This window comes from Streptomyces sp. NPDC090088, from assembly GCF_044747345.1.
Taxonomy (GTDB): Bacteria; Actinomycetota; Actinomycetes; order Streptomycetales; family Streptomycetaceae; genus Streptomyces.
In genome coordinates this window covers 34,042-58,799 of the sequence record NZ_JBIVDZ010000014.1, presented here as the reverse complement: position 1 = coordinate 58,799, position 24,758 = coordinate 34,042, and the positions used below count along the sequence as shown (strand labels likewise).

General features: G+C 69.3%; 20 protein-coding genes, 1 tRNA gene and 1 pseudogene. 10 read left to right on the top strand and 12 right to left on the bottom strand.

Annotated features, from left to right (window positions below):
* Nucleotides 1-11: 11 nt before the first annotated feature.
* Nucleotides 12-983: a 2-dehydropantoate 2-reductase gene (locus ACIPSJ_RS48215; RefSeq protein ID WP_365695508.1), complete on the bottom strand. Its 972-nt coding sequence runs from the start codon at nt 981-983 to the stop codon at nt 12-14.
* A 211-nt stretch (nt 984-1,194) separates the two neighbouring features.
* On the opposite strand from ACIPSJ_RS48215, the gene ACIPSJ_RS48210 reads away from it, so the two are divergent.
* The 4 genes from ACIPSJ_RS48210 to ACIPSJ_RS48195 all read left to right on the top strand — a co-directional run bounded on the left by ACIPSJ_RS48210 (nt 1,195) and on the right by ACIPSJ_RS48195 (nt 4,554).
* Nucleotides 1,195-2,529, top strand: coding sequence for an OFA family MFS transporter (locus tag ACIPSJ_RS48210; protein ID WP_359214913.1), 1,335 nt, complete (start codon nt 1,195-1,197; stop codon nt 2,527-2,529).
* A complete protein-coding gene (locus ACIPSJ_RS48205) occupies nt 2,498-2,632 on the top strand; it encodes a hypothetical protein (protein ID WP_355717584.1) in 135 nt (44 codons plus the stop codon). Before ACIPSJ_RS48210 ends, ACIPSJ_RS48205 begins: the two co-directional genes overlap by 32 nt.
* 147 nt (nt 2,633-2,779) lie before the next feature.
* Nucleotides 2,780-3,727, top strand: a complete 948-nt coding sequence (locus tag ACIPSJ_RS48200; protein WP_359214916.1) for a beta-ketoacyl-ACP synthase III — start codon at nt 2,780-2,782, stop codon at nt 3,725-3,727.
* Nucleotides 3,728-3,876: 149 nt separating this feature from the next.
* Nucleotides 3,877-4,554 carry a GntR family transcriptional regulator gene (locus ACIPSJ_RS48195; RefSeq protein WP_401356111.1) on the top strand — a complete coding sequence of 226 codons (678 nt, stop codon included), beginning with the start codon at nt 3,877-3,879 and terminating at the stop codon, nt 4,552-4,554.
* A 12-nt stretch (nt 4,555-4,566) separates the two neighbouring features.
* On the opposite strand, the gene ACIPSJ_RS48190 is transcribed toward ACIPSJ_RS48195, so the two are convergent.
* Entirely contained in the window at nt 4,567-4,689 is a 123-nt protein-coding gene (locus ACIPSJ_RS48190; protein WP_401356109.1) for a hypothetical protein, read from the bottom strand.
* A gap of 463 nt (nt 4,690-5,152) precedes the next feature.
* On the opposite strand from ACIPSJ_RS48190, the pseudogene ACIPSJ_RS48185 reads away from it, so the two are divergent.
* Nucleotides 5,153-5,275: pseudogene (locus ACIPSJ_RS48185) on the top strand (transcriptional regulator); the annotation flags it as partial.
* 90 nt (nt 5,276-5,365) lie between these two features.
* Here the strand turns inward: ACIPSJ_RS48185 and ACIPSJ_RS48180 are convergent.
* The 7 genes from ACIPSJ_RS48180 to ACIPSJ_RS48150 form a co-directional block, all read right to left on the bottom strand.
* Complete coding sequence (locus tag ACIPSJ_RS48180) at nt 5,366-7,495, bottom strand: NACHT domain-containing protein (RefSeq protein ID WP_401356107.1); 2,130 nt, start codon at nt 7,493-7,495, stop codon at nt 5,366-5,368.
* 167 nt (nt 7,496-7,662) lie between these two features.
* A complete protein-coding gene (locus ACIPSJ_RS48175) occupies nt 7,663-8,607 on the bottom strand; it encodes a hypothetical protein (protein ID WP_401356104.1) in 945 nt (314 codons plus the stop codon).
* A 752-nt stretch (nt 8,608-9,359) separates the two neighbouring features.
* Nucleotides 9,360-10,763, bottom strand: a complete 1,404-nt coding sequence (locus ACIPSJ_RS48170; protein ID WP_401356101.1) for an OFA family MFS transporter — start codon at nt 10,761-10,763, stop codon at nt 9,360-9,362.
* 1 nt (nt 10,764) lies between these two features.
* The gene (locus ACIPSJ_RS48165; RefSeq protein ID WP_359214922.1) at nt 10,765-12,153 is read right to left on the bottom strand and encodes an OFA family MFS transporter; all 1,389 of its coding nucleotides are present in this window, start codon (nt 12,151-12,153) and stop codon (nt 10,765-10,767) included.
* 125 nt (nt 12,154-12,278) lie between these two features.
* A complete protein-coding gene (locus tag ACIPSJ_RS48160) occupies nt 12,279-14,423 on the bottom strand; it encodes an acetate--CoA ligase family protein (RefSeq protein WP_359214925.1) in 2,145 nt (714 codons plus the stop codon).
* A gap of 4 nt (nt 14,424-14,427) precedes the next feature.
* A complete protein-coding gene (gene frc, locus ACIPSJ_RS48155) occupies nt 14,428-15,660 on the bottom strand; it encodes a formyl-CoA transferase (RefSeq protein ID WP_401356098.1) in 1,233 nt (410 codons plus the stop codon).
* A 12-nt stretch (nt 15,661-15,672) separates the two neighbouring features.
* Entirely contained in the window at nt 15,673-17,355 is a 1,683-nt protein-coding gene (locus ACIPSJ_RS48150; RefSeq protein WP_401356096.1) for a thiamine pyrophosphate-binding protein, read from the bottom strand.
* A 144-nt stretch (nt 17,356-17,499) separates the two neighbouring features.
* Here ACIPSJ_RS48150 and sucC point away from each other — a divergent pair, with 144 nt between their 5' ends.
* The 3 genes from sucC to ACIPSJ_RS48135 are packed head-to-tail and all read left to right on the top strand — an operon-like array spanning nt 17,500 to nt 21,097.
* The gene (gene sucC / locus ACIPSJ_RS48145) at nt 17,500-18,630 is read left to right on the top strand and encodes an ADP-forming succinate--CoA ligase subunit beta (protein WP_401356094.1); all 1,131 of its coding nucleotides are present in this window, start codon (nt 17,500-17,502) and stop codon (nt 18,628-18,630) included.
* An 11-nt stretch (nt 18,631-18,641) separates the two neighbouring features.
* Nucleotides 18,642-19,559, top strand: coding sequence for a succinate--CoA ligase subunit alpha (gene sucD / locus ACIPSJ_RS48140; protein WP_401356092.1), 918 nt, complete (start codon nt 18,642-18,644; stop codon nt 19,557-19,559).
* 2 nt (nt 19,560-19,561) lie between these two features.
* Nucleotides 19,562-21,097, top strand: a complete 1,536-nt coding sequence (locus ACIPSJ_RS48135) for an aldehyde dehydrogenase family protein (protein ID WP_401356089.1) — start codon at nt 19,562-19,564, stop codon at nt 21,095-21,097.
* Here the strand turns inward: ACIPSJ_RS48135 and ACIPSJ_RS48130 are convergent.
* Nucleotides 21,087-22,031 carry an LLM class flavin-dependent oxidoreductase gene (locus tag ACIPSJ_RS48130; RefSeq protein ID WP_401356086.1) on the bottom strand — a complete coding sequence of 315 codons (945 nt, stop codon included), beginning with the start codon at nt 22,029-22,031 and terminating at the stop codon, nt 21,087-21,089. The genes ACIPSJ_RS48135 and ACIPSJ_RS48130 overlap by 11 nt on opposite strands.
* A 61-nt stretch (nt 22,032-22,092) precedes the next feature.
* On the opposite strand from ACIPSJ_RS48130, the gene ACIPSJ_RS48125 reads away from it, so the two are divergent.
* Complete coding sequence (locus ACIPSJ_RS48125; RefSeq protein WP_401356084.1) at nt 22,093-22,518, top strand: MarR family winged helix-turn-helix transcriptional regulator; 426 nt, start codon at nt 22,093-22,095, stop codon at nt 22,516-22,518.
* A 137-nt stretch (nt 22,519-22,655) separates the two neighbouring features.
* Nucleotides 22,656-22,740, top strand: a tRNA-Leu gene (locus ACIPSJ_RS48120).
* A gap of 68 nt (nt 22,741-22,808) precedes the next feature.
* On the opposite strand, the gene ACIPSJ_RS48115 is transcribed toward ACIPSJ_RS48120, so the two are convergent.
* Nucleotides 22,809-23,576 carry a class I SAM-dependent methyltransferase gene (locus tag ACIPSJ_RS48115; RefSeq protein ID WP_401356441.1) on the bottom strand — a complete coding sequence of 256 codons (768 nt, stop codon included), beginning with the start codon at nt 23,574-23,576 and terminating at the stop codon, nt 22,809-22,811.
* Between the two features lie 78 nt (nt 23,577-23,654).
* Entirely contained in the window at nt 23,655-24,488 is an 834-nt protein-coding gene (locus tag ACIPSJ_RS48110; RefSeq protein ID WP_401356081.1) for a PIG-L family deacetylase, read from the bottom strand.
* Nucleotides 24,489-24,758: the final 270 nt, after the last annotated feature.

The following is a 24,758-nucleotide window of genomic DNA, read 5'->3' as shown; positions in this document are numbered from 1 at the left end:
CTCCTCGGCGGTCATGCGGCGCTCCTCAGCGCGAGCAGGTCCGAGATGGCGTGCACGGTGCGCAGGGTGGGCACCTCCACGCCGGTGATCTCCGCCAGTTCGACGACGGCCGCGAGCAGGACGTCGAGTTCCAGCGGCTTGCCGCGCTCCAGGTCCTGGAGCGTGGAGGTGCGGTGGTCGCCGACCTTCTCGGCGCCCGCGAGCCGGCGTTCTATGGAGACCCCGACCTCGCAGCCGAGTGCCTCGGCGACGTCCAGCGTCTCGCGCATCATGATCTCGATGACCCGGCGGGTGCCGCCGTGCAGGCACATCTGCCGCATGGTGGCCCGGGCCAGGGCGCTGATCGGGTTGAAGGAGATGTTGCCGAGCAGCTTGAGCCAGATGTCGTTGCGCAGGTCCGGCTCCACCGGGCACTTCAGCCCGCCGGTCTGCATCGCCTCGCTCAGCCGCAGACAGCGCTTGGACACGCTGCGGTCGGGCTCGCCGACGGAGAACCTGGTGCCCTCCAAGTGCCGTACCACGCCCGGGGCTTCGAGTTCGGTGGCCGCGTAGACCACACAGCCGACGGCGCGTTCGGGGGCGAGGACGGCGCTGACGGTGCCGCCCGGGTCGACGCTCTCCACGCGGTGGCCGTCGTGCGGGCCGCCGTGCCGGTGGAAGTACCACCAGGGGATGCCGTTCTGGGCGGCGACCACCGCCGTGCGCTCGGACAGCAGCGGCTCGATCAGCGGCCCGCACGCCGCGTACGAGTTCGCCTTCAGGCCGAGGAAGACATAGTCGACCGGGCCGACCTCGGCCGGGTCGTCGGTGGCGTGGGCGTGCGCGGTGAAGTCGCCGCGCGGGCTCAGCACCCGTACTCCGTACTGCCTCATGGCCGCCAGATGGGGTCCACGGGCGATGAGATGCACATCGGCGCCCGCGCGGTGGAGCGCGGCACCGACGTAGGCGCCGATCGCACCGGCGCCGAGGACTGCGACTTTCACGGAACGCTCCGTTCGGTTTGAGGGATACCGCGGAGGTGGTCGGCGGTAAAGGCTGACCGAATCGTGTCGACGAAATATTGTCTACAGTATGGGGTCGTGGTCGACAAGGGTTCCGGCAGCGACCGTTCGGCGCATTCTGGATACCGCTCACCGCATACGATCGAGTCGTCGGGTTCTCAACTACCTGACGTGGCCGTACCGTTCGGGACTCATGAGCAGCCCCCCTGTCGCACCGCCGGGCTGGAGCCGTTGGCTCGTCCCGCCCGCCGCCCTCTCCGTCCATCTCTCCATCGGCCAGGCCTACGCCTGGAGTGTGTTCAAGCCGTCGCTCGAATCCGCGCTGAACCTGAGCGGCACCCAGAGCGCGCTGCCCTTCCAGCTCGCGATCGTGATGCTCGGCCTGTCCGCCGCGTTCGGCGGCACCCTCGTCGAGCGCAACGGACCGCGCTGGGCCATGACGGTGTCCCTGATCTGCTTCTCCACCGGCTTCCTGATCTCCGCCCTCGGCGCCGAGACCAAGCAGTACTGGCTGATCGTCCTGGGCTACGGCTTCGTCGGCGGCATCGGCCTCGGCATCGGCTACATCTCGCCGGTCTCCACCTTGATCAAGTGGTTCCCGGACCGGCCCGGTATGGCCACCGGCATCGCCATCATGGGCTTCGGCGGCGGCGCGCTGATCGCCTCGCCCTGGTCCGCGCAGATGCTCTCGTCCTTCGGCGGTGACAACGATGGCATCGCGCTCGCCTTCCTGGTGCACGGGCTGTCGTACGCCGTCTTCATGAGCCTCGGCGTGCTGCTGATCCGCGTGCCGCGCACCGAGAAGCCGGTCGAGAACGCGCCGAGCGCCTTCGAGGGCGTGCAGGTCTCCGCGAACAGCGCGATCCGCACCCCGCAGTTCTGGTGCCTGTGGGTCGTGCTCTGCATGAACGTGACCGCGGGCATCGGCATCCTGGAGAAGGCCGCCCCGATGATCACGGACTTCTTCGCCGACAGCTCCACCCCGGTCACGGTGTCCGCGGCGGCCGGGTTCGTGGCGCTGCTGTCCGCCGCCAACATGGCGGGCCGGATCGGCTGGTCCTCCACCTCCGACCTGATCGGCCGCAAAAACATCTACCGGGTGTACCTGGGCGTGGGCGCCCTGATGTACCTGCTCATCGCGCTCTTCGGCGACTCCTCCAAGCCGCTGTTCATCCTCTGCGCGCTGGTGATCCTCTCCTTCTACGGCGGCGGTTTCGCGACCGTCCCCGCCTATCTGAAGGACCTCTTCGGTACCTACCAGGTCGGCGCCATCCACGGCCGGCTGCTCACCGCCTGGTCGTTGGCCGGCGTGCTCGGCCCGCTGATCGTCAACTGGATCGCCGACCACCAGAAGGACGCCGGCAAGCACGGCTCCGACCTGTACACCCTGTCCTTCTCCATCATGATCGGCCTGCTCGTCGTCGGCTTCATAGCCAACGAGCTCGTCCGGCCGGTCGACGCCCGCCATCACATTCCAGCGCCGAGGGAGGCCGCCGATGTCGAACGAGAGCAGCCCGCCCAGTCCTGACCGCCGCTGGCTGATCGCGCTCGCCTGGGTCTGGGTGGGTGCGCCCTTCGCCTACGGGGTGTACGAACTCGTACAGAAAGCGACACAGCTGTTCAACGGGTGAACCGGAAGCATGCTCGGGCGTCCGGGGGTCTGCAAGAAGCCGACAACTCGGACGCCCGTTTCCTGTGGCCTTACGTGCCGTCGTACCCGTGAGTCACTGAACAGACTGGGGGGCCCAGACCGAGGCAACGAGGGGGCTCCACCACCCATGAACGGCTCGCGCATCGCCGCCGTCGGCCACTACCAGCCCGCCAGGGTACTCACCAACGAGGACCTGGCGGACATGGTCGACACCAGTGACGAGTGGATCCGCAGCCGGGTGGGCATCCGCACCCGGCACATCGCCGGACCCGACGAACCCGTCGACGAGCTCGCCGCGCACGCCGCCGCCAAGGCCCTCGCCGCGGCCGGTCTCACCCCCGCGGACATCGACCTGGTCCTGGTCGCCACCTCCACCGCGATCGACCGCTCCCCGAACACCGCCGCCCGGGTCGCCGCCCGGCTCGGCATCCCGGGGCCCGCCGCGATAGACGTCAACGTGGTCTGCGCCGGCTTCACCCACGCGCTCGCCACCGCCGACCACACGGTCCGGGCGGGCGCCGCCACCCGGGCCCTGGTCATCGGCGCCGACAAGATGTCCGAGGTCACGGACTGGACCGACCGCACGACCTGCGTCCTGGTCGGCGACGGAGCGGGCGCGGCCGTGGTCGAGGCCTGCGGGCCGGGCGAGGAGCCCGGGATCGGACCGGTCCTGTGGGGTTCCGTCCCCGAGATGAGCCACGCCGTACGGATCGAGGGCACCCCGCCCCGGTTCGCGCAGGAGGGGCAGAGCGTCTACCGCTGGGCCACCACCCAGCTGCCGCCCATCGCGCGGCGCGCCTGCGAGAAGGCGGGCGTGGATCCCGTCGACCTCGCGGCGGTCGTCCTGCACCAGGCCAACCTGCGGATCATCGAGCCGCTCGCGGCGAAGATCGGCGCGGTCAACGCCGTGGTCGCCCGGGACGTCACCGAATCCGGCAACACCTCGGCCGCGAGCATCCCGCTGGCCCTCTCCAAGCTGGTCGAGCAGGGGCGGATCTCCGGCGGCGACCCGGTGCTGCTGTTCGGCTTCGGCGGCAACCTGTCGTACGCCGGACAGGTCGTGCGCTGTCCCTGAGGTCCGCCGAGGTCTCCGGAGGGGCGCACGCGCCGGTGTGATGCGCCCGACTCCCGCCCCGCCTGGCCTTTGTGCACCGTAGACTGTAGACGAAAGACAATCGATACTGGGATGGACTCTCTGCGCGTCTGACGAGGAGGGGGAGACCGATGTTGTCTGCCGGACTGCCGCAGGGCGCGGTGCCGAAGCTGGAACGCCCCGGCCCGCTCCGCGACCGCGTGTACGAGGCGCTGCTGGAGCTCATCACCACGCGTGCCCTCCAGCCCGGCCAGCACCTCGTCGAGAGCGAACTCGCCGGGCACCTCGGTGTCTCCCGCCAGCCGGTCCGCGAGGCGCTGCAGCGCCTGAACACCGAGGGCTGGGTGGACCTCCGGCCCGCGCAGGGCGCGTTCGTCCACGAGCCGACGGAGGAGGAGGCCGACCAGCTCCTCACCGTCCGCACCCTGCTGGAGGCGGAGGCGGCCCGGCTCGCGGCGGCCAATGCGAACAGCGCCGGGGTGGCCGCCCTGGAATCCCTCTGCGCCGAGGGCGAGAAGGCCGTCGCCGCGGACGACGTGGACGGCGCCGTCGCCCTGAACGCCGCCTTCCACACCAAGATCATGACCCTCGCCGGCAACACCGTCCTCGCCGAACTCGCCGCCCAGGTCGACCGCCGCGTCCGCTGGTACTACACCCCGGTGGCCCGCCAACGCGGCCACCAGTCCTGGATCGAACACCGCGAACTCATCGCCGCGATCACCGCCCGCGACGAGCAACTGGCGACCACCCTGATGCGCGAACACACGGAGCACACCCGGCGGTCGTACCACGAGCGGGCGCAGGGCTGAGCCCGCGCGGGCTCACGACAGCGTGACGAGCGCGATGCTTTCCGCCGTCGCGACGGCCAGCCGGGTGCCGTCGGGGTGGAGGGCGGCTACGGGGGTCGGGACGTCGCCGCCGAAGCACGTGGACTTCGCGGGCACCTCGGCCTCGGGCCACTCCTCGCGTCAGCAGGCCCACGGTCCCCCCGTGGCGAGCCAGTTCGCACCGACGGATAGTCCTGGTCCCGCATGTACGAGTATGGCGTCCAGGCGCGCGCTGCTACTGGCGCAGTAGCCGAGCGCACACGTGGGCAATCCGCGTCAAGGAGCAACTGGACCTCGCCTCGGCCGAGTTGGGTGAGGGGGATGCCTCTGGTCCGGCGGCAGTCGGAGTGCGGCTTCGAGTAACCGGGGCGCTCGGCCAGGGCTCTCAGGTGTTCCTCGTCGGTGGCGCGCCGGACGTGATCGGGGTCGGCGTCCCACTCTCGTCCTCCGGCCACGGGGCACAGTTGGACGTACGGACCCTCTGGCCCATGACATAGCCGATATGGTCGCTGTCCGTGTCGATGACCACGGTGCCGGCTGGCGGGTCTTCGGTGCCATGAACCGGACGCCAGGTCCGCTCTGGGTCCTGGATGACTGCCCGGTCGTCGCCGAGGGCCGGCATGCCGAACTCTGGTTGGACGACGCCGATGACGTCGCCCTCTGCACGAGGGTCCGGCGGTCCCTGCACGAGTCCGCTGTCTAAGGATCCGACGCCCACAACGTCATCGACTCGGCCAGGTGCGCTCTGAACCCCCGTTGATACCTGCACGCTCAGGTTGTCTCGGGTGTTGCTCTAGCGAGATTCGGATCCCGGACTTTTTGGCGCGACGGCTGTTGTCGGATCCAGCGACGCAAAATATTCACGGAAGAGCGCGTGCGGAAACCTGTATCCGCTGTAGTCACGGATCAACAGGTGATGATCACCGGCCTGGTGGAGAAAACGCCGCAGGCGCAACGGAACCCGCCCGTGTGCCAGATGCCAGGTGAAAATTCGAAGAGCCCTGATGGAGGAGGCAACCGCAGAAGACAGCGGTTCGAGGATGAGACGGAGGCCCAGAAACGGTAGTGCGATGACCATACTGGCTACTAGAACCGGGGCGGCGATCCCTGCGGTGCCGTAGTAGTAGGCCTGGAAAGGTCCAGCGATCCGCGCGCCTTCGGTCATCCCGGCGATAAATGATGCTATCGCGACCAGCGGGCAGAGGATCGACGGAATGCCGAGTTCTGGTTCGTCCACGACGGTCGCTCGTACAAAGGCAAGGGCGATCACGACAGCGAGCACGCCAGGGGCGAAGATTGCCAGGAAATCCCTGAACTGGTCTTCGGTGATCCATTGATGCAGATCGATATCGGGACCTCCTCCTCCCTGCGGATCGGAGTTGCTGTAATGCATCATCCAGCTCACTCCAATCCCGGACAACCATTTTCGAAAGCCGGAAATCACCCGCAGGTCGTAGTGGACGACGAAGCACCCCAGCCCGAGGCCGACGAACGGCGAAAATTTCGGACGGCAAGGGGCCTTGAACGCGAGTGTGAGGAGGAGACCCAGTGGGACCAGCCCGGTGGCGAGTGTCACGAGCAGCCCGTATGCCCGGAGGAGAGGGAGAGTGACCGCGCCGGCGGCGATCGTGTTCGCGGCGACCAGGGCTGCCGCTGTCCAGGACTCAGCGGTCCTCTCCGGTTCGGGGACTCCGATGAACGCGCGACGCAGCCGCAGATCCCAGCCGCTGAGCCGTGCCAATTGCGAGAGCCAGCGAACGGTTTGATCGGGTGTGTATCTGTCAGCGGGACGCTTGCGGTGGACAGCCGCGGCGACGAACCCGTCGAGGAGTTGTCGGCGTCTTTCCTCCACGGAGCTTTCCGCTGTAGTTTCGGCGGTGGCCCGCAGGCTGAGAGTCATGATCACCAGCCAGATGGGGGCGTCGAACACCTCCCAGAGGCTCTCATCCGAGGCGAGAGCCTTACGCACAGGAGCGGCCCCTGCGCCCGCGCCACGCAGGTAGGTCTCCACTTTCTGACGTGTGAGCGGCTGGATCTCGGCGGCGGCGTTCAGCGCCAGCGGGCGACGCAGCCAGGCGAATTCGCTGGTGCGGCTGACAACGGCGATCGGAACGCTCCGATATTGCCTACAAAGGCTGTTCAGCCAGGTGACGCAGGCCGCCCGGTGATGTTCGGGCACCTCGTCCAGACCGTCGAAGAGCAGGGCGAGCCCGTCGTCCTTGAGCCACTTGCGTGCCACACCGGGCCGGATCTGATACTCGACGTGCAGCCAGGACACCAGCCACGCTGCTGGATCCCTCTCCTGAACGACCTCGCCGGCGAGGTTCCGATGGCGCCGCCAGAAGCGGCGGTGCCGCAACTGGCGTGGGCGACGTCCGATCACCCTCGATCGCCAGTCCGTGAGATCGATGAGGACCGGGAGCGGCGGCGCATCGTCACCGAGGTCACGTCGGGCCGCGCCCACCAGGTCCGTGGCGAGTTCCAACAGCATCGTGGTCTTCCCCGCGCCGCGAGCGCCGAGCAAGAGCAAGGAGTGCTGGGACTCCTGCCAGGCCTGGACGATCCCGCCCGTCAGACGCTGACTGGCCCGGCCTTCGCGGCGCAGGAGTACTTCTGGGCGAACGGCGAGTTCGGCCGGCAGTTCGTCCAGGTCCAGCTCGATCCTGGCGAGTTCGCTGAGGGAACCGCGCAGGCCTTTCTCGATACGGCGTTCCACTCGGGCCAGCGATGTCTCAAAGTGACGCGGAGCCGCCCTGCGAGGACGCTCCTGGCGCAAGGTGACACTACGGATGACGTCGGCCAAGATCACCGCCCCGTAGAACCTTCCACCGGTGATCTGATTGACGGCGTCGGCAGTCCGGGGCTGCGGCTTCCAGGTGACGTAAGAACACCCCCATCGTGCGGCCAACGCGGCGATGGTCATCCCCAGAGCGCCTGCAGCCCCCCACCGCATACCGGGATCCCTCACCACGCCTGGGAGGACCACGCCGCCACAGATCCAGGTAACCCCTGCGAAGACACCGACTGCGGTAAGCCCGACTGTCAGCCATGCGACGACGGGTTTCACCGAGTCAGAGACGACGGCTGTCCTCAGATCGCCGGGGCCTGCCCTTTTCCCTCAGTGCCCTCAGCGTCCGGCGCAGGAGGGAGGGTTGTACCTATGTTGATCGTGCCGAAGCTCCCACCCTGAAACACTGGCCCACTCTGGGTTCCGCCACTGATCAGGTTGCTGACTGAAACGGAATCGCCCCGGCCAACCTCTTCTTGCTGCTGGAGAACCATCACTAGCTCCCGAAGCCGAGTGGCGAATTCCCCATCCGCTTCGGCCGCGTCCGCAACGGCAAGGGCGGCCCTCCGCTCGGTCCGCTCGGTCACCGCGCCCGTCTCCGCCTGTTCCGTCAGCCGATCCAGCACAGGATCCGCGCCCAGCTTCTCCTGAATCAGTTCATGCAGGCGATCCATCCCCTCATCAAGAGCATGATTCACCTCCTCGTCCGCGCGCCGACCGACCCGACCGGCCTTGCGGACCAGGTACGCCACCGCAGCGGCCGCGACAAGTTCCAGACCCGTCACAGCAACACCCTTTCCGTCGACTCGGACAGGATCCATCATGAAGCCATGCCAGAGATACGGGCAGTGATGTCGCGAATTCCGGGAAAAGAACGTGCATGCGAGCCAGGGATGCGGTAGCGGCTCAACCACCGCAACCTCAGCCGTCAAAGATCTCTGGAGATCTTCAATCGTCGGGGCTACGGGGCGGTCGGAGGACGCGTCCGGTCCTGGCCGCGAGACCCTCAATGAGACCGGCCGGTACCGCATCCGTTTCAGCCGCGTCTTCACCACCGCGGTGAACTGGTCGAGATGGTGTTCGGTGAGGTTGGCCGGCGACCTCTTCAGGTGCGACCGCACCCCCCTCGACCGGGTTGCACGCGGGAACGTACGACGGCAGTTGGTGGACGGTGAGCGTGTTTGGGCGTCGATCAGTGCCTGCACGGTGCAGCTGACGTGGGTGTTGAGGCAGTCCCGCACCAGCACGATCGGCTCGCCGAGCTGTTGATGTGCGGTGTCCGGCAGGCGGGCAGAGTCCGTCAGGGTGAAGCCCTTGTGCCGGCCCCTGGCGGGACCACGGTCCAGGTGGATGCGGTAGATCAGCCGTGACCGCTGACCCTGCCTTGACGCAGATCAGTGCGGCCATCGGCGGCGCACGATCTCGGCGATCCTCCCCAGCGTCCAGCACTGGTCGCTGAAGCCGCAGGCAGCTGGCCCAACTTCCAACGCCGCCTCCAACGCACGCAGTTGACGGGGCGCTGAGCTTGCAATGGGCGCCGCCGGGATCCTTGGAGGCCAGAGCCCAGCGCCAGCGGTTCGCCGACAGCTGCGGCACCCTGAACCGCCGGGCCTGTTCCTCGGCTGTCAGCCCGCCGCCATCGACATACCTCATCCCCCCGGCACAGCGCGGATCACACCAACGTCACGGCCGGACTCACCCCCCACCAGCAAAGATCTCCAGCATGGGCGGCAGAATTTGGCGACAGGTAACCGACGTCCGGCAACCAGCGACGAAGCCCCGGAGTCCCCAAGCGGCACTCAGGCCTTCCGCACGTTCACGACACGCCGAGCGAACTCATCACCAGCAGGCACAGGGTACGTTTCTTGATTCTCCCGTTCGGCTCGCGAACGGCGGAGTGCACCGAGTCCGGAAACGGTTGAGTCCCGGACGTCGATCCGGGACTCAACCAGCCCGCTGCGAAGTGAGACGCCCCCCATAGGGACAGGGGAGGGACTCGTCAGGTCGCCGCCTGCGGTTGGGTCGTCACCACCTTCGCGCCGGTGCCCGTCTCGCGGCCCGGCTGGCGGAGGAGGAGGGCGACGCCTGCTGCGAGCATCGAGATGCCGCCGGCGAGGGCGTAGGCGCCGTTGTAGCCCCAGGCGCCGACGACCATGGAGCCGAGGCCGCCGCCGAAGAGGCCGCTGATGAGTTTGCCGCTGTAGACGAGGCCGTAGTTGGTGGCGTTGTAGTTCTCGCCGAAGTAGTCCGGGGTGAGGGCGGCGAAGAGCGGGTAGAAGGCGCCGCCGCCGAAGCCGGAGAGGAAGGCGAAGAACAGGAACAGCCACTCGCTCTTGATGTCACCGGCCCAGATCACGCCGAACTGGGCGAGGCCGAGGACGACGATGACGAAGACGAGGGTCGGTTTGCGGCCGAGGCGGTCGGAGAGCCAGCCGACCACGCCGCGGCCGATGCCGTTGATGACCGCCATGACGCCCATGGAGGAGGCCGCGACCAGGGGGCCGAAGCCGACGTCCTTCGCGAAGTCCACCTGGAAGGAGATGCCGAAGATCGAGACGCCGGCCGTCATGACGATCGCGATCCACATCAGCGGGAGCATGCCGGTGCGGATCGCCTCCTTCGGGGTGAACTGCCGTACGGCCGGGGGGTTCTTGGCGAGGGCCGTCGCGGTCCTGGTGCCGCCCGTGTGAGTGAGCGGGTCGATGTCGGCCGGCCACCAGTTCTTCGGCGGGTCCTTGAAGAAGAACGCGGTGACCAGGACGACGACCATCACGTAGGCGCCGATCAGGTCCAGGACCCGGTGGTAGTTGGCCGTGTCGAAGGCGTAGTTGAAGATGAAGATGAAGGGGAGCGAGCCGTAGGCGAAACCGCCGTTCACGAAACCCGTGCGGGCGCCCCGGCGTTCGGGGAACCACTTGCCGACCATGTTGATGCAGGTCGCGTAGACGAGGCCGGAGCCGAGGCCGCCGATCACACCGAAACCTATGATCGCCAGCCAGATCTCGCTGATGTGGGAGAGGGCCAGGAAGCCGATCAGGCACATCACGGAGCCGGTGTACATGGCGCGACGGGCGGTCAGGATGCCCTTCTCACGCAGCCAGCCCGCCGGGAAGGCGATGCCGGCCTGGAAGAACACCCAGACGCTCAGGATCCAGAAGGTGTTGGACTGCGTCCAGCCGTGCGCGTGGGACAGGGTGTCCTCCGCGGAGCCGTACGCGTACTCGAAGACGCTGATGGCCATCATGGCGATCCAGGGCAGGTACACCATGATGTTGCGGGAGTGGCCGAGGATGTCCCGGTCGGTCTCGCCGATCCGGTAGACGCGGCCGCGGGCGTCCGTGACCTCGCGGTACGGGCGCCGTCCGGCACCGGTGCTGTTCGTGGCTACAGGGTCTGCCGTCATGTCACGCCATCTCCTCGCCGAGCGGCTGCGGGTTGGGGACGATGCGCCGGGCGCTGGGCCTGCCCGGTGCCTTGAGGAAGAGGGCCAGCACTGCGGAGGCCAGGCCGACGGAGCCCGCGAGCACGAACGCGCCGTCGTAGTCCCACTCGCCGACGACGACCGCGCCCAGACCGGAGCCCACCAGGCCGGAGATCAGCTTGGAGCTGTAGACCATCCCGTAGTTGGTGGCGTTGTTGTTCTCACCGAAGTAGTCCGCCGTCATGGCCGCGAAGAGCGGGAAGATCGCCCCGCCGCCGAACCCGGAGACCATGGAGCAGAACAGGAAGAACGGCATGCTGCCCATCTGGCCGGAGACCAGCACGCCGAACTGTGCCGTGCCGAGCACGATGCAGACGATGATCAGGGTGTTGCGGCGGCCGTAGCGGTCGGAGATCCAGCCGATGACGCCGCGGCCGGTGCCGTTGACGATCGCCTTCAACGACATCGCGGTGGCGACGATCCCGCCCGCGAAGCCCATGTCCTTGCCGAACGGCACCTGGAAGGCGATGCCGAAGATGTTGATCCCGGCCGTGCAGAGCAGACAGAACCACATCATCCACAGGACCGGTGTACGGGCGGCCTCCTTCGGGGTGTACTGCTTGACCGCCGGCGGGTTCTTCTCCAACGCCCGCCGTATCTTGGGATCCTGAGTTGCCGTCAGCGGATCGACGTGCGGCGGCCACCAGTTCTTCGGCGGGTCCTTGAAGAACCAGCCGGCCGACGCCACCACCAGGCACAGCCCGATGCCGACCGAGGAGAGGAGCACCTTGTAGTTGCTCAGGTCGAGGACCGAGGTGAAGAGGAAGACGAAGGGCACGGACCCGTAGGCGAAACCGCCGTTGACGAAGCCCGTCTTGCCGCCCTTGCGCTCCGGGTACCACTTGCCGACCATGTTCACGCAGGTCGCGTAGACGAGACCGGCGCCGATACCGCTGCACATGCCGAAGCCGAAGTAGGCGACGACCACGTTCGGTGCGAACGCCAGCGACACATAGCCCAGCAGCGTGCCGACCGCGCCGATCAGCATGGCCGTACGCGCGGGGAGCCGTCCGCTCTCCCGCAGTTGCCCGGCCGGGAAGGCCACGGCCGCCTGGAAGAACACCCAGACGCCCATCAGCCAGAAGATGTGCCCGCTGCTCCACAGATGCGCCTCGTGGAGCGTGTCCTCCGCCGACGTGAACGCGTACTCGGCGGAGCTGATGCCCATCATGCCCACCCAGGGCAGGATGACCATCCACTTGCGTGTGCGGCCCATGAGATCGACATCGCGTTCGCCGATCCGGTACGTGCGGCCGTTGCGGTCCGTCACCTCCCTGAAAGGGACGGACGTCGATAGATCGATGGATGACATGTCTGCTCAGCACCCCTTGCGTCGAAAGTTCTGGCCAGCGCCCCCTGTCCAATGCCTTTCGTGCGCGCACGGGTCCCGGGGCCGGCCGACGACGCGCTCGCCGGCCGGCCCCTTCCTCGGCTACGTCATGACGCGCCCCCCAGCAGTCCGGCCGCCCGCGCCCAGCGGTACTTGGCGCCGAGCACGGCCACCGGCCGTTCGGTCGTGTACGGGTACGCCACGACCCCCCGCTCGTACAGGTACTGGCAGGCCTCCTCGACCTCGACGTCCCCCGCGAGCGAGGCGACGACCGGCTTCTCGATGCCCCGCTCGCGGAACTCCGCGACCACGCGGGCCGTCAGTTCGGCGAAGACCATCGGCGGGGTGACGATGGTGTGCCAGTAGCCGAGGACGAGCGCGTGGATCCGCGGGTCCTCAAGACCGAGCCGGATCGTCGCCTCGTACGTCGACGGCGGCTCGCCGCCCGTGATGTCCACCGGGTTGCCGGCGGCGCCGAACGGTGGGATGAAGCGCCGGAACGCCTCGTCCAGGTCCGGTGGTATCTCCATCAGGGTCAGCCCGTTGTCCGTGATGGCGTCCGAGAGGAGCACGCCACTGCCGCCCGCGCCGGTGATGATCACGACGTTGTCGCCCTGCGGGGGCGGCAGCACCGGCAGGCCGCGCGCGTACTCCAGCATGTCGTTCAGGCCCGGCGCGCGGATCACGCCCGCCTGCCGCAGGATGTCGTCGTACACCGCGTCGTCGCCCGCGAGCGCGCCCGTGTGCGACCCTGCCGCCTTGGCACCGGCCGCCGTACGGCCCGCCTTGAGGACCACGACCGGCTTCTTCGGTACGGTCGCCCGCGCGGCCTCGACGAAGGCGCGGCCGTCCTTCAGGTCCTCCAGGTGCATCGCGATGCACTCGGTGTGCGGGTCCTCGCCGAACCAGGTCAGCAGGTCGTCCTCGTCCAGGTCCGACTTGTTGCCGAGCCCGACGATCGCCGACACACCGGTCTTCGTGGTGCGGGCGAAGCCGAGGATGGCCATGCCGATGCCGCCCGACTGGGAGGTCAGTGCCACCCCGCCCTTCACGTCGTACGGCGTGCAGAACGTGGCGCACAGGTCCTGCCAGGTGGAGTAGTAGCCGTAGATGTTCGGGCCGAGGAGGCGGATGCCGTACCGCTCGCCGATGGCGACGATCTCGGCCTGGAGCTCCTCCTCGCCGGTCTCCGCGAAACCGGACGGGATCAGGACGGCGTTGGGGATCCTCTTCCGGCCCACCTCCTCCAGTGCCGCCGCGACGAACTTGGCGGGAATGGCGAAGACGGCCACATCCACCTCACCGGGAACGTCCGTGACACTCTTGTACGCCTTGCGGCCCAGAATGTCATCGGCCTTGGGGTTCACCGGATGGATCTCCCCGGCGAAGCCGCCGTCCACGAGGTTGCGCATCACCGAATTGCCGATCTTGCCCTGCTCGTTGGAGGCACCGATCACGGCGACCGAGCGGGGCTGCATCAGCCGGCGCATGGACTCCAGGATCTCCTCGCGCGTGTACTTCCTGCGCTCCGGCGGCTGCTTCTCCGCGAGGATGATGCGGATGTCGGCGGCGACCGCGCCCTCCGGCGTGGCGATCACCGGGTTGAGGTCCACCTCGGCGATCTCCGGGAAGTCCGCGACCAGTTGGGAGACCCGGCGGATCTGCTCGGCGACCGCCCAGCGGTCCACCCCGGCCTGCCCGCGCACCCCGCGCAGCACCTCGGCCGCCTTGATGGAGTCCAGCATCGACAGCGCCTCGTCGGCGGAGACGGGCGCGAGCCGGAAGGTCACGTCCTTCAGCACCTCGACCAGCACCCCGCCGAGCCCGAACGCGACGACCTTCCCGAAGGTCGGGTCGGTGACCGCGCCGACGATCACCTCCGTGCCCTTCGGCAGCAACTCCTGCACCTGGACGCCCTCGATGCGGGCATCGGCGTCGTAGCCGCGCGCGTTCTCGATGATCCGGTGGAAGGCGGCCCGTACGTCCGCCGCGCCCTCGACGCCCACGATCACCCCGCCCGCATCGGTCTTGTGCAGGATGTCCGGCGAGACGATCTTCATGACGACCGGTCCGCCGAAGCGCGCCGCGTACGCCACCGCCTCGTCGACGTCGGTCGCCAGCTCCTCGCCCGGTACGGCGATCCCGTACGCGTCGGCGATCACCTTGCCCTCGGGCGCGGTGAGTGCGGTACGACCCTCGGCCCGCACGGAGTCGAGGAGCGCGCGGACCCGCAGCTCCCGGTCCTCTGCCATCACGTCAGATCACTCCGTTCGACTTGAGCAGGCGCAACTCCTCGTCGCCGAGACCGAGTTCGCCGATGTAGACCGCTGCGTTGTGCTCGCCGAGCAGTGGCGAACTGGTGACGTCGACCGGGGAGTCGGAGAGCTTGAGCGGGCTGCCTACGGTGACGAACTCGCCGCGCTCGGGGTGCGGGACGGTCACCACCATCTCGTTGGCGACCAGCGACTCGTCCTCGATGATCTCCTTGGTGGAGAGGATCGGCCCGCACGGGATGTTGTGGGCGTTGAGCTGCTCCAGGACCTCCCACTTGGGGAGCGTCGAGGACCACTCCTCGATCAGCTGGAACATCTTGCCCAGCTTGGGCAGGCGGGACTCCGGGGTCGCCCACTCGGGGTCGTCCGCGAGTTCCGGCCGGCCGATCAGCTGGGTGATCGGCTGCCAGCCGACGGGCTGCACGATCACGTACACGTAGTCGTTCGGGCCGCCCGGCGCGCACTGGACCGCCCAGCCGGGCTGTCCGCCACCGGAGGCGTTGCCGGAGCGGGGCACCGCGTCGCCGAAGTCCTCGTTCGGGTACTCGGCGAGCCGGCCGTGGGCGAGTCGCTGCTGGTCGCGCAGCTTCACCCGGCAGAGGTTGAGCACGGCGTGCTGCATGGCGACGTTGACGCGCTGGCCGCGGCCGGTGTGCTCGCGCTGGAACAGTGCCGCCAATATCCCGGCTACTGTATGCACTCCGGTGCCCGAGTCGCCGATCTGCGCGCCCGTGGCCAGCGGCGGGCCGTCCTCGAAGCCGGTGGTCGACATCGACCCGCCCATCGCCTGGGCGACGACCTCGTACGCCTTGAAGTTGGTGTACGGCCCGTCTCCGAACCCCTTGATGGAGGCGTACACGATCCGGGGGTTGATCTCCTTGATGCGGTCCCAGGTGAACCCCATCCGGTCGACCGCGCCGGGGCCGAAGTTCTCCACCATCACGTCCGAGCGCCGGATCAGCTCGGTCAGGAGCTCCTTGCCGCGCTCGGTCTTGGTGTTGAGGGTGATGCTCCGCTTGTTGCAGTTGAGCATCGTGAAGTAGAGGGAGTCGACGTCCGGGAGGTCGCGCAGCTGCTTGCGCGTGATGTCACCGGACGGCGCCTCCAGCTTGACCACGTCCGCGCCGAGCCAGGCGAGCAGCTGGGTGGCGGAGGGGCCGGACTGGACATGGGTCATGTCGAGGACGCGAATGCCCTCAAGTGCCTTGGTGGTCATGGGCGTTCCACCTCACTTGTACATGGTCTGGTTCATGGTTCCGGGGGCGTACGCGTCCGGGTCGACCCAGACGTTGATCAGCGACGGCTTGCCCGACTCCCGGGCCCGGCGCAGCGCGGGGCCGATGTCGGCGGGGTCGCGGACCTCCTCGCCGTAACCGCCCAGCATCTGGGCGAACTTGTCGTAGTGGACGTCCCCGAGGGTGTTGCCGACCCGCTCGCGCTCCTTGCCGTACTTGGCGGCCTGGCCGTAACGGATCTGGTTCATCGAGGAGTTGTTGCCGACGATCCCGACGAAGGGGAGGTCGTAGCGGACCAGGGTCTCGAAGTCCCAGCCGGTGAGCGAGAAGGCGCCGTCCCCGAAGAGGGCGACCACCTCCTTGTCGGGGCGGGCCTGCTTGGCGGCGAGCACGAAGGGGACACCGACGCCGAGGGTGCCGAGCGGGCCCGGGTCCATCCAGTGGCCGGGCGACTTGGGCTGTACGACCTGCCCGGAGAAGGTGACGATGTCGCCGCCGTCGCCGATGTAGATCGAGTCCTCGGTGAGGAAGTCGTTGATCTCGCTGACCAGGCGGTAGGGGTGGATGGGGGAGGCGTCCGACCGCAGGCTCGGCAACCGCTTCTCCAGCGCGGTCTGTTCGGCGGCGCGCAGCTCGTCCAGCCACTCCTTGCGCCGGGACGCGCCACCGTTGACGCGCCCCGAGGCGGCCTCGGTCACGGACTTGAGGACGAGCCCCGCGTCGCCCACGATCCCGAGGTCGATGTCCCGGTTCTTGCCGACCGTGCGGTAGTCGAGGTCGATCTGCACGACCGTCGCTTCCGGGGAGAGCCGCTTGCCGTAGCCCATGCGGAAGTCGAAGGGGGTGCCGACGATCACGATGACGTCGGCGTTGGAGAAGGCGTACCGGCGGGAGAGCTGGAAGTGGTGCGGGTCGCCGGGCGGCAGGGTGCCGCGGCCGGCGCCGTTCATGTACGCGGGGATGTTGAGGGTCCGCACCAGCTCGATGGCGTCCGCGGTGCCGCGGGTCGTCCAGACCTGGCTGCCGAGCAGGATGGCCGGTTTCTCGGCGTGCACGAGCAGGTCGGCGAGCTTCTCGATGGCCTCGGGGTCGCCGGCCGAGCGGGTGGCGGCCCGGTAGGCGCCCGCCTTGGGGATGCGGGCCTTCGCGGTGGGGACCTTGGCGTCGAGGACGTCGCGGGGTATCTCCAGGAAGGAGGGTCCGGGCGCGCCGTGGTAGCACTCGCGGAACGCCATCGACACCATGTCGGCGGCGCGTGCGGTGTCCGGGACGGCGGCGGCGAACTTGGTGATCGGCGTCATCATGTCGACGTGCGGCAGGTCCTGCAGGGACCCCATCTTGTGCTGGCTGAGCGCCCCCTGGCCGCCGATCAGCAGCATCGGGGACTCCGCGCGGAAGGCGTTGGCGACTCCGGTGACCGCGTCGGTCGTACCGGGCCCGGCGGTGACGACCGCACAGCCCGGCCTGCCGGTGATGCGCGCGTAGCCGTCGGCGGCATGGGCGGCCACCTGCTCGTGGCGGACGTCGACGACTTCTATGCCCTCGTCGACGCAGCCGTCGTAGATGTCGATGATGTGGCCGCCGCACAGGGTGTAGATGCGGTCGACCCCCTCGGCCTTCAGCGCCTTGGCAACGAGATGACCACCGGAAATCACGTCCTGGGTGTCGTCGGGCATGGCGAAGTCCTGTCCCTTCGTAGGGGGTTGGAACGCTCTCGCGGTACATTGCATACAGTCGACGAATACTGTATGAACCTTGTTATCCCGCATCCGGTGGGTGGTGTCCAGGGGGCGTGCGGCACTTTCAAGACAGGAGCCGAAATGGACCTGTACGAGCACCAGGCAAGGGAACTCTTCGAGGAACACGGCATCGTGGTGCCGAGGGCCGAGGTCACCGACTCGCCCAAGGAGGCCCGCGAGATCGCCCGCCGACTCGGCGGCAAGGTCGTCGTGAAGGCGCAGGTCAAGACCGGCGGCCGGGGCAAGGCGGGCGGCGTGAAGCTGGCCGCCGACCCGGCCGCGGCGGAACTCACGGCACGTCAGATTCTCGGCATGGACATCAAGGGACACACGGTCGGCAAGGTGATGCTGGCCCAACCCGTCGCCATCGAGAGCGAGTTCTACGTCTCCTACGTCCTCGACCGGGCGGCCGGCCACTTCCTCGCCATCGCCTCCGCCGAGGGCGGCATGGAGATCGAGGAAGTGGCCGCGACCCGGCCGGAGGCGGTGCCCCGGGTCCACGTCGACCCCGCGATCGGCGTGACGTCCGCCAAGGCCCAGGAGATCGCCGACGCCGCCGGACTGCCGCCGCAGACCGCCGACGTCCTCGTACGGCTCTGGCAGGTGCTGGTCCGCGAGGACGCCGTGCTCGTCGAGGTGAACCCGCTCGTGCGCACCGAGGAGGGCCGGATCCTGGCCCTCGACGGCAAGGTCACCCTCGACGACAACGCCCGCTTCCGGCAGTCCCGTTGGGGTGCAGAGGAGGGCGAGCACCACGACCCGCTGGAGGCGGCGGCCGCCGCGAAGGGACTCAACTACGTCAAGCTCGACGGCGAGGTCGGCATCATCGGCAACGGCGCGGGCCTGGTCATGTCCACCCTGGACGTGGTCGCAGGCTGCGGCGCACGGCCCGCCAACTTCCTGGACATCGGCGGCGGAGCCTCCGCCCGGATCATGGCCGACGGGCTGTCGGTGATCCTCTCCGACCCGTCCGTGAAGTCGGTGTTCGTCAACGTCTTCGGCGGGATCACGGCCTGCGACGCGGTCGCCGACGGCATCGTCCAGGCCCTGGAGGCCGTCCGGTTGACCAAGCCGCTGGTGGTCCGCCTCGACGGCAACAACGCGGCCCGTGGCCGGGCGATCCTCGACGACCGCGCGCATCCCCTGGTCGAACAGGCCACCACCATGGACGGTGCCGCCCGCCGCGCCGCCGAACTCGCCCACACCGCCTGAGGAGCCGGGACATGGCGATCTATCTCACCAAGGAGAGCAAGGTCCTCGTCCAGGGCATGACCGGCGGCGAGGGCATGAAGCACACCCGGCGCATGCTGGCCGCCGGGACCGACGTCGTCGGCGGGGTCAACCCGCGCAAGGCCGGGCAGAGCGTCGACTTCGACGTCCCCCAGTGCCTTAAGGGCCTGGGAGGTGCCCCCAGTGCCGTCCCGGTCTTCGGCACGGTCGCCGAGGGCATCGCCGCGACCGGCGCCGACGTCACCGTCGTCTTCGTGCCGCCCGCCTTCGCCAAGGCGGCCGTGCTGGAGGCCGCCGACGCCGGGATCGGCCTCGCCGTGGTGATCACCGAGGGCATCCCGGTCCACGACTCGGTGGCCTTCACCTCGTACGCCCGGCGCAACGGCACCCGGATCATCGGCCCCAACTGCCCCGGACTGATCACCCCCGGCCAGTCGAACGCGGGCATCATCCCGGCCGACATCACCAAGCCCGGCCGCATCGGACTCGTCTCCAAGTCCGGCACGCTGACCTACCAACTCATGTACGAGCTGCGGGACATCGGCTTCTCCACCTGCGTGGGCATCGGCGGCGACCCGGTCGTCGGGACGAGCCACATCGACTGCCTGGCCGCGTTCCAGGAGGACCCCGACACCGAACTCGTCGTCCTCATCGGGGAGATCGGCGGCGACGCGGAGGAACGGGCCGCCGCGTACATCAGGGAGCACGTCACCAAGCCGGTCGTCGGCTACATCGCCGGGTTCACCGCGCCCGAGGGCCGCACCATGGGCCACGCGGGCGCCATCGTCTCCGGCTCGGCCGGCACCGCGCGCGCCAAGCAGGAGGCGCTGGAGGCGGTCGGGGTGCGGGTGGGGAGCACACCGACCGAGACGGCCCGGCTGGTGCTCGAACTCCTGGAAACGGGGGGCTGACCATGGACCTCGTCCGCAAGCCCGGCACCGGCTGGGACGACGCCTGGGCACGCTGTCTCGACCTCGCCCCCGAGGCGTTCCGGGACGACCGCGTCCTCAACCTGTGGGCAGGCACCTGGCGGCCCGACGGCCGCCCGCTCCCCGCGACCAGCCCCGTCGACGGCAGCCCGATCGCCGGCGCCCCACGTCTGGACCGGGACACCGCGCGCCGGGCCGTCCGCGCCTGCCTCGACCAGCACCGCGCCTGGCGGTACGTCTCGCTGGAAGAGCGCCGGGCCCGAGTGGCCGCCACCCTCGACGCCCTGACCGAACACCGCGAACTCCTCGCTCTCCTCCTCGTCTGGGAGATCGGCAAGCCCTGGCGGCTCGCCCAGGCGGACGTGGACCGCGCGATCGACGGGGTGCGCTGGTATGTCGACGGCATCGGGCCGATGCTCGCCGGGCGGGTCCCGCTGGACGGGCCGGTGTCCAACATCGCCAGCTGGAACTACCCGATGAGCGTGCTCGTTCACGCGGTACTGGTCCAGGCTCTGGCCGGCAACGCGGTGGTGGCGAAGACCCCGACCGACGGCGGGGTCGCCTGCCTCACCCTGGCCTGCGCGCTGGCCGCCCGTGAGGGCCTGCCGGTGACGCTGCTCAGCGGCAGCGGGGGCGAGCTGTCGGAGGCGCTGGTGCGGGCGCCCGAGATCGGCTGCGTCTCCTTCGTCGGCGGCCGGGACACGGGGGCCGCGGTGGCCACCGCCGTCGCCGACCTCGGTAAGCGGCACGTCCTCGAACAGGAGGGACTCAACACCTGGGGCATCTGGAACCTCACCGACTGGGAGGCGTTCACCGCCGTCGTCCCCAAGCTCTTCGACTACGGCAAACAGCGCTGCACCGCCTACCCGCGCTTCGTCGTCCAGCGCGAGCTGTTCGACGAGTTCCTCACGGCCTACCTCCCGGCGGTGCGCGCACTGCGGGTCGGCCACCCGCTCGCGGTCGCCGACCCCGCCGACCCGCTGCCCGAACTGGACTTCGGGCCGGTCATCAACGCGGCGAAGGCCAAGGACCTGACCGACCAGGTGGCCGAGGCCGTGGACCGCGGTGCCGTCCCGCTGCACCGCGGCAGCCCGGCCGACGCGCTCTTCCTGCCCGGCCAGGACACGTCGTCGTACGTTCACCCGGTCACCCTCCTCAACCCGCCCCCCTCCTCCCCGCTCCACCACGCGGAACCCTTCGGCCCGGTCGACACGATCGTCCTGGTCGACACCGAGGCCGAACTGCTGGCCGCCATGAACGCCTCCAACGGCGCGCTGGTCGCCACCCTCTCCACCGACGACGAGGCCACCTTCGCGCGCCTGGCCCCGCAGATCCGCGCCTTCAAGGTCGGCCACGGCAAGCCACGCTCCCGCGGCGACCGCGACGAGCTCTTCGGCGGCTTCGGCGCGTCCTGGCGGGGCGCCTTCGTCGGCGGGGAACTGCTGGTGCGGGCGGTGACCAACGGGCCGGCGGGGGAGCGGCTGCCGGGGAACTTCCCGGAGTACCAGCTCATGCCATGACGGCGGTGAGTACCGGGGCGACGACCTCCTCGGCGAGAGCGCGCACCACGCCCTGCGGATAGGGGCGCGGCAGGCTCAGCACGATGTGGTTCATGCCCGTGCGGACCAGGGCGAGGACCGTGGCCCGGGTCGCCGCCGGGTCGTCGTACGACACCAGGACCTGGACCGAGCGGACGATCTCCGCCGGATCCCGGCCCAGTTCGGCGCAGTGCGCGTCCAGCACCCTGGTCCGCCCGGCGACGAACTCCACGCTGTTGTGCGGCGGCCCGGGCACGTTCCAGACATCCGCGTGCTCGGCCGCCAGCCGCAGCAGCCGGGTGCCCCAGCCGCCGATCAGCAGCGGGGGCCCCGGGCGCTGCACCGGCCCGGGCTCGTTCCGGGTCCCCCTGAGCCGGTAGAACGCGCCGTCGAAGTCGAAGACGTCCCGGGTCCACATCAGCTTCAGGATGCGTACGGTCTCGTCGAGCCGGGCGATGCCCTCGGCGGGCGGCACCAGCGTGAGGCCGTACGCCTCGTACTCCGCGACCGCCGGATTCGGGCCCGGGATCCCGCCGGCCCCCGGCGGCTGGTGCGTCCCGCCGACGCCCAGGCCCAGCACCAGCCGGCCGCCCGAGACCACGTCCACGGTCGAGGCCATCTTGCCGAGCAGCGCGGGCGGCCGGATCCGGTTGCTGGTCACCAGCAGACCGAGCCGCAGCCGCTCCGTCTGCGCGGCCAGGGCGGCCAGTAGCGTCCAGCCCTCGTGGACGGCACCGTCCTTCGGCCCGGCCACCGGCAGCAGGTGGTCCCAGAGCCAGGCGTCCGCGATCTCCGGTATCGCGTCGGCCTCCTGCCAGACGCGGCGGATGTCCTCGTAGGGAACGTGCATGGGTGTGGTCTTGATGCCGAAACGCACGGTCGGCACCGTCGTCGCAGTCGTCGCAGTCGTCGTCATGACCGTCAGCGTAGTAAATCATCAGGTCTACTGACGATCAGTTTTCGATATCGTCTACGACATGGTCAGCGACCCCCTCGAATCCCGGCTCGGCTACCTCCTCAAGCACGTCCAGGCGGAGCTGGCCCGGACCTCGGCCGAGACCCTCGCGCCGTACGGCGTGGACGGGCACGAACTGGCGGTGCTCGTGGTGCTGGCCGGAGCCGAGCCGCTGTCCCAGATCGAGGTGGCCGGGCGGCTCGGAGTGGACCGCACGACGATGGTCGCCCTGCTCGACGGCCTGGAACGGCGCGGACTGGTCGTCCGCCGGCGCAGCCCGCAGGACCGGCGGCGCAACATCGTCGAACTGACGGACACCGGACACGAGCGGATGGCGCGGGCCGAGGAGGCCCGGCTGGCCGCCGAGCGCCGCTTCCTCGCCCCGCTGGACGAGGAGACGGCCGCGACCCTCGTCCGCGCCCTGCGCGCGCTGCTCCCCGTCCGGTAACGGCCGGATCACGGGTGGTGACACCTCGCCGACCTGCGGATACACCGACGGAAACGCAGGTGAAGGGCACTCCGAAAGCTTGGTATTGTTGTCCATGTCGCCGCGGGGAACACCCCCGGTCAGGCGGCAGACACCTAGTCCGGGTGGCGGAATGGCAGACGCGCTAGCTTGAGGTGCTAGTGCCCTTTATCGGGCGTGGGGGTTCAAGTCCCCCCTCGGACACAGATCATCACACTACTCATGCGGGTCGAGCTGAGCCTCGGCCCGCATGAGGTGTTTTGTGCCCGGGGTCATCCCTGGTGGTGGGCCGTGTAGACGGTGGCGGTCATCGACGCGGTGACGGGGCCGGTGCCGAGGCGGTCCGTCATTTTCCGGGTGACGGCGAGCTGGAGGGCCTGGGCGTCCTCGCGGGCCTGGACGGCGGCGCTGACCGGTGTGCCGGTGAGGAATCCGGTGGCGACGGAGGCTGCCGACTCCGCGACGCCTTCCAGGGTGACCTCCTCGGCGGTCGCCAGGGCCAGTCCGGCGGCGGCCAGGTCCGCGGCGACCACGGCCGGATCGGCGTAGCCGTGGGGCACGTCCGGCAGGAACGTGGGCGCTCCGCCGGGCATGGACTGCTCCAGGGCGGCCTGGAAGGCGGCCCCGAAACCGTGCGTGGCCAGCGGGCCCCAGCTGTTGAACAGGAACCGCCCCCGCGGGGCCAGGACCCTGCGCACCTCGGCGTAGGCGGCGGCCCTGTCGGGGAAGAACATCACCCCGAACTGGCACAGGACGAGCTCGAAGCCGCCGTCCTCGAACGGCAGCTCCTGGGCGTCCGCCTGCCGCCAGTGCGCGCGTGGCTCCCGTGCCGATCCGGCGATGACCATCGCTTCGTTGAGATCGGTCGCCGTCACCGAGGCCGTGGGCACCGCATCGAGCAGGGCCGAGGTCAGCGCCCCGGTCCCGGCGGCGAGTTCGAGGACCGTCCGGGGCCGCAGCGCTGCCGCCCTGGCCGCCAGATCGGCGGCGAAGGGACGGAAGAAGACCGGCACCAGGTGACGGTCGTAGGCCTCGGGCATGGACCGTGTCCACCGCCGGTTCGCATCGTCTGCGGTCACCCGGCAGACACTAGCCCCGTGCGGGGTCCGGCGGGCGGATCAGCGGAGTCCGGCGAAGAGGTCGTTCTCGGGCACGGCCGCGCCGGTGGTGTCCCGGACCCGGACGAAGGTCTCGACACCCATCAGCTCGGTGAACCTCTCCCGGCCCATCTTCAGGAAGAAGATGTTCTCGCCCTGGCTGGCGTGCGCGGCCAGCGCGTCGAACTTCTGGCCGCCGAACGCGGTGGTGTCCACCCAGGTCGTGATCTCCTCGTCGGGAAGTCCGATCTCGGCCAGCGCGGCGGCCTCCTCGGGGTCCGGCTCCGGTACGTCCGCACCGAACTCGCGCATGGTCTCCCCGAACCGCTGCATCATCGAGCGGGGTGCCGTCGTCCAGTAGACCTTGGGTGTCGGCTCGGTCATCTCCAGCGCCGCCATCGTGATGCGGTTGGCCTGGATGTGGTCGGGGTGGCCGTAGAAGCCGTTCTCGTCATAGGTGACGACCACATCGGGGCGGTAGCGCCGCAGGAGTTCCGCGAGCCGGGCGGCGCCCTCCGCCACGGGTGTCCGCCAGAAGGAGCCGGGGGCGTCGTTGGCCGGCCAGCCCATCATTCCGGAGTCCGCGTAGTCCAGCGTCTCCAGATGGCTGATCTTGAGGACTTCGCAGCTGGTCTCCAGTTCCTGACGCCGCATCGAGGCGACGGCCGCCGGATCGTGCCCGGGTTCGCCAGGCTTCACGCCCCCGGGTCCGTCACCGCAACTGCCGTCGGTACACGTCACGAGGACCGTGCGGATGCCCTCCGCCGCATACCGCGCGAGGACACCGCCCGTCCCGGTGGCCTCGTCGTCGGGGTGGGCGTGTACCGCCATGAGCGTCAAGGGCCGGTCATTCATCAAACAGTCCTCCTGTGTACAACGGCCTGGGTCGAAAGGCCGGGGGCCGAGTCCGGGACGGGCTCCCCCGGCCGGTGCAACAGCGCCGGGCGGACGGGCTGTTCCCGTCGTACAGGGGAACAGCCCCGCGGGTCGAACAATCAGTAAATTGCGATGATTGCGCCGGAATTTGCATCAACGGAGAACTGCGACACTGGCAGCGGTTTCGCACTGGGGTGGACTGGCCCCGGGGAGTTGCTCCGCCGTCGTACGGGATCTTGCGGGCTCAAT

Bases quoted from the DNA above. Each gene is read 5' to 3' on its own strand.
- ACIPSJ_RS48195 (WP_401356111.1), top strand. From the start codon at position 3,877: ATGTTGTCTGCCGGACTGCCGCAGGGCGCGGTGCCGAAGCTGGAACGC.
- frc (WP_401356098.1), bottom strand. From the start codon at position 15,660: ATGACCACCAAGGCACTTGAGGGCATTCGCGTCCTCGACATGACCCAT.
- ACIPSJ_RS48135 (WP_401356089.1), top strand. From the start codon at position 19,562: ATGGACCTCGTCCGCAAGCCCGGCACCGGCTGGGACGACGCCTGGGCA.
- sucC (WP_401356094.1), top strand. From the start codon at position 17,500: ATGGACCTGTACGAGCACCAGGCAAGGGAACTCTTCGAGGAACACGGC.
- ACIPSJ_RS48130 (WP_401356086.1), bottom strand. From the start codon at position 22,031: ATGACGACGACTGCGACGACTGCGACGACGGTGCCGACCGTGCGTTTC.
- ACIPSJ_RS48180 (WP_401356107.1), bottom strand. From the start codon at position 7,495: ATGACCATCGCCGCGTTGGCCGCACGATGGGGGTGTTCTTACGTCACC.
- ACIPSJ_RS48165 (WP_359214922.1), bottom strand. From the start codon at position 12,153: ATGTCATCCATCGATCTATCGACGTCCGTCCCTTTCAGGGAGGTGACG.
- ACIPSJ_RS48200 (WP_359214916.1), top strand. From the start codon at position 2,780: ATGAACGGCTCGCGCATCGCCGCCGTCGGCCACTACCAGCCCGCCAGG.
- ACIPSJ_RS48210 (WP_359214913.1), top strand. From the start codon at position 1,195: ATGAGCAGCCCCCCTGTCGCACCGCCGGGCTGGAGCCGTTGGCTCGTC.
- ACIPSJ_RS48115 (WP_401356441.1), bottom strand. From the start codon at position 23,576: ATGCCCGAGGCCTACGACCGTCACCTGGTGCCGGTCTTCTTCCGTCCC.
- sucD (WP_401356092.1), top strand. From the start codon at position 18,642: ATGGCGATCTATCTCACCAAGGAGAGCAAGGTCCTCGTCCAGGGCATG.
- ACIPSJ_RS48150 (WP_401356096.1), bottom strand. From the start codon at position 17,355: ATGCCCGACGACACCCAGGACGTGATTTCCGGTGGTCATCTCGTTGCC.
- ACIPSJ_RS48110 (WP_401356081.1), bottom strand. From the start codon at position 24,488: ATGAATGACCGGCCCTTGACGCTCATGGCGGTACACGCCCACCCCGAC.
- ACIPSJ_RS48160 (WP_359214925.1), bottom strand. From the start codon at position 14,423: ATGGCAGAGGACCGGGAGCTGCGGGTCCGCGCGCTCCTCGACTCCGTG.
- ACIPSJ_RS48170 (WP_401356101.1), bottom strand. From the start codon at position 10,763: ATGACGGCAGACCCTGTAGCCACGAACAGCACCGGTGCCGGACGGCGC.
- ACIPSJ_RS48125 (WP_401356084.1), top strand. From the start codon at position 22,093: ATGGTCAGCGACCCCCTCGAATCCCGGCTCGGCTACCTCCTCAAGCAC.
- ACIPSJ_RS48205 (WP_355717584.1), top strand. From the start codon at position 2,498: ATGTCGAACGAGAGCAGCCCGCCCAGTCCTGACCGCCGCTGGCTGATC.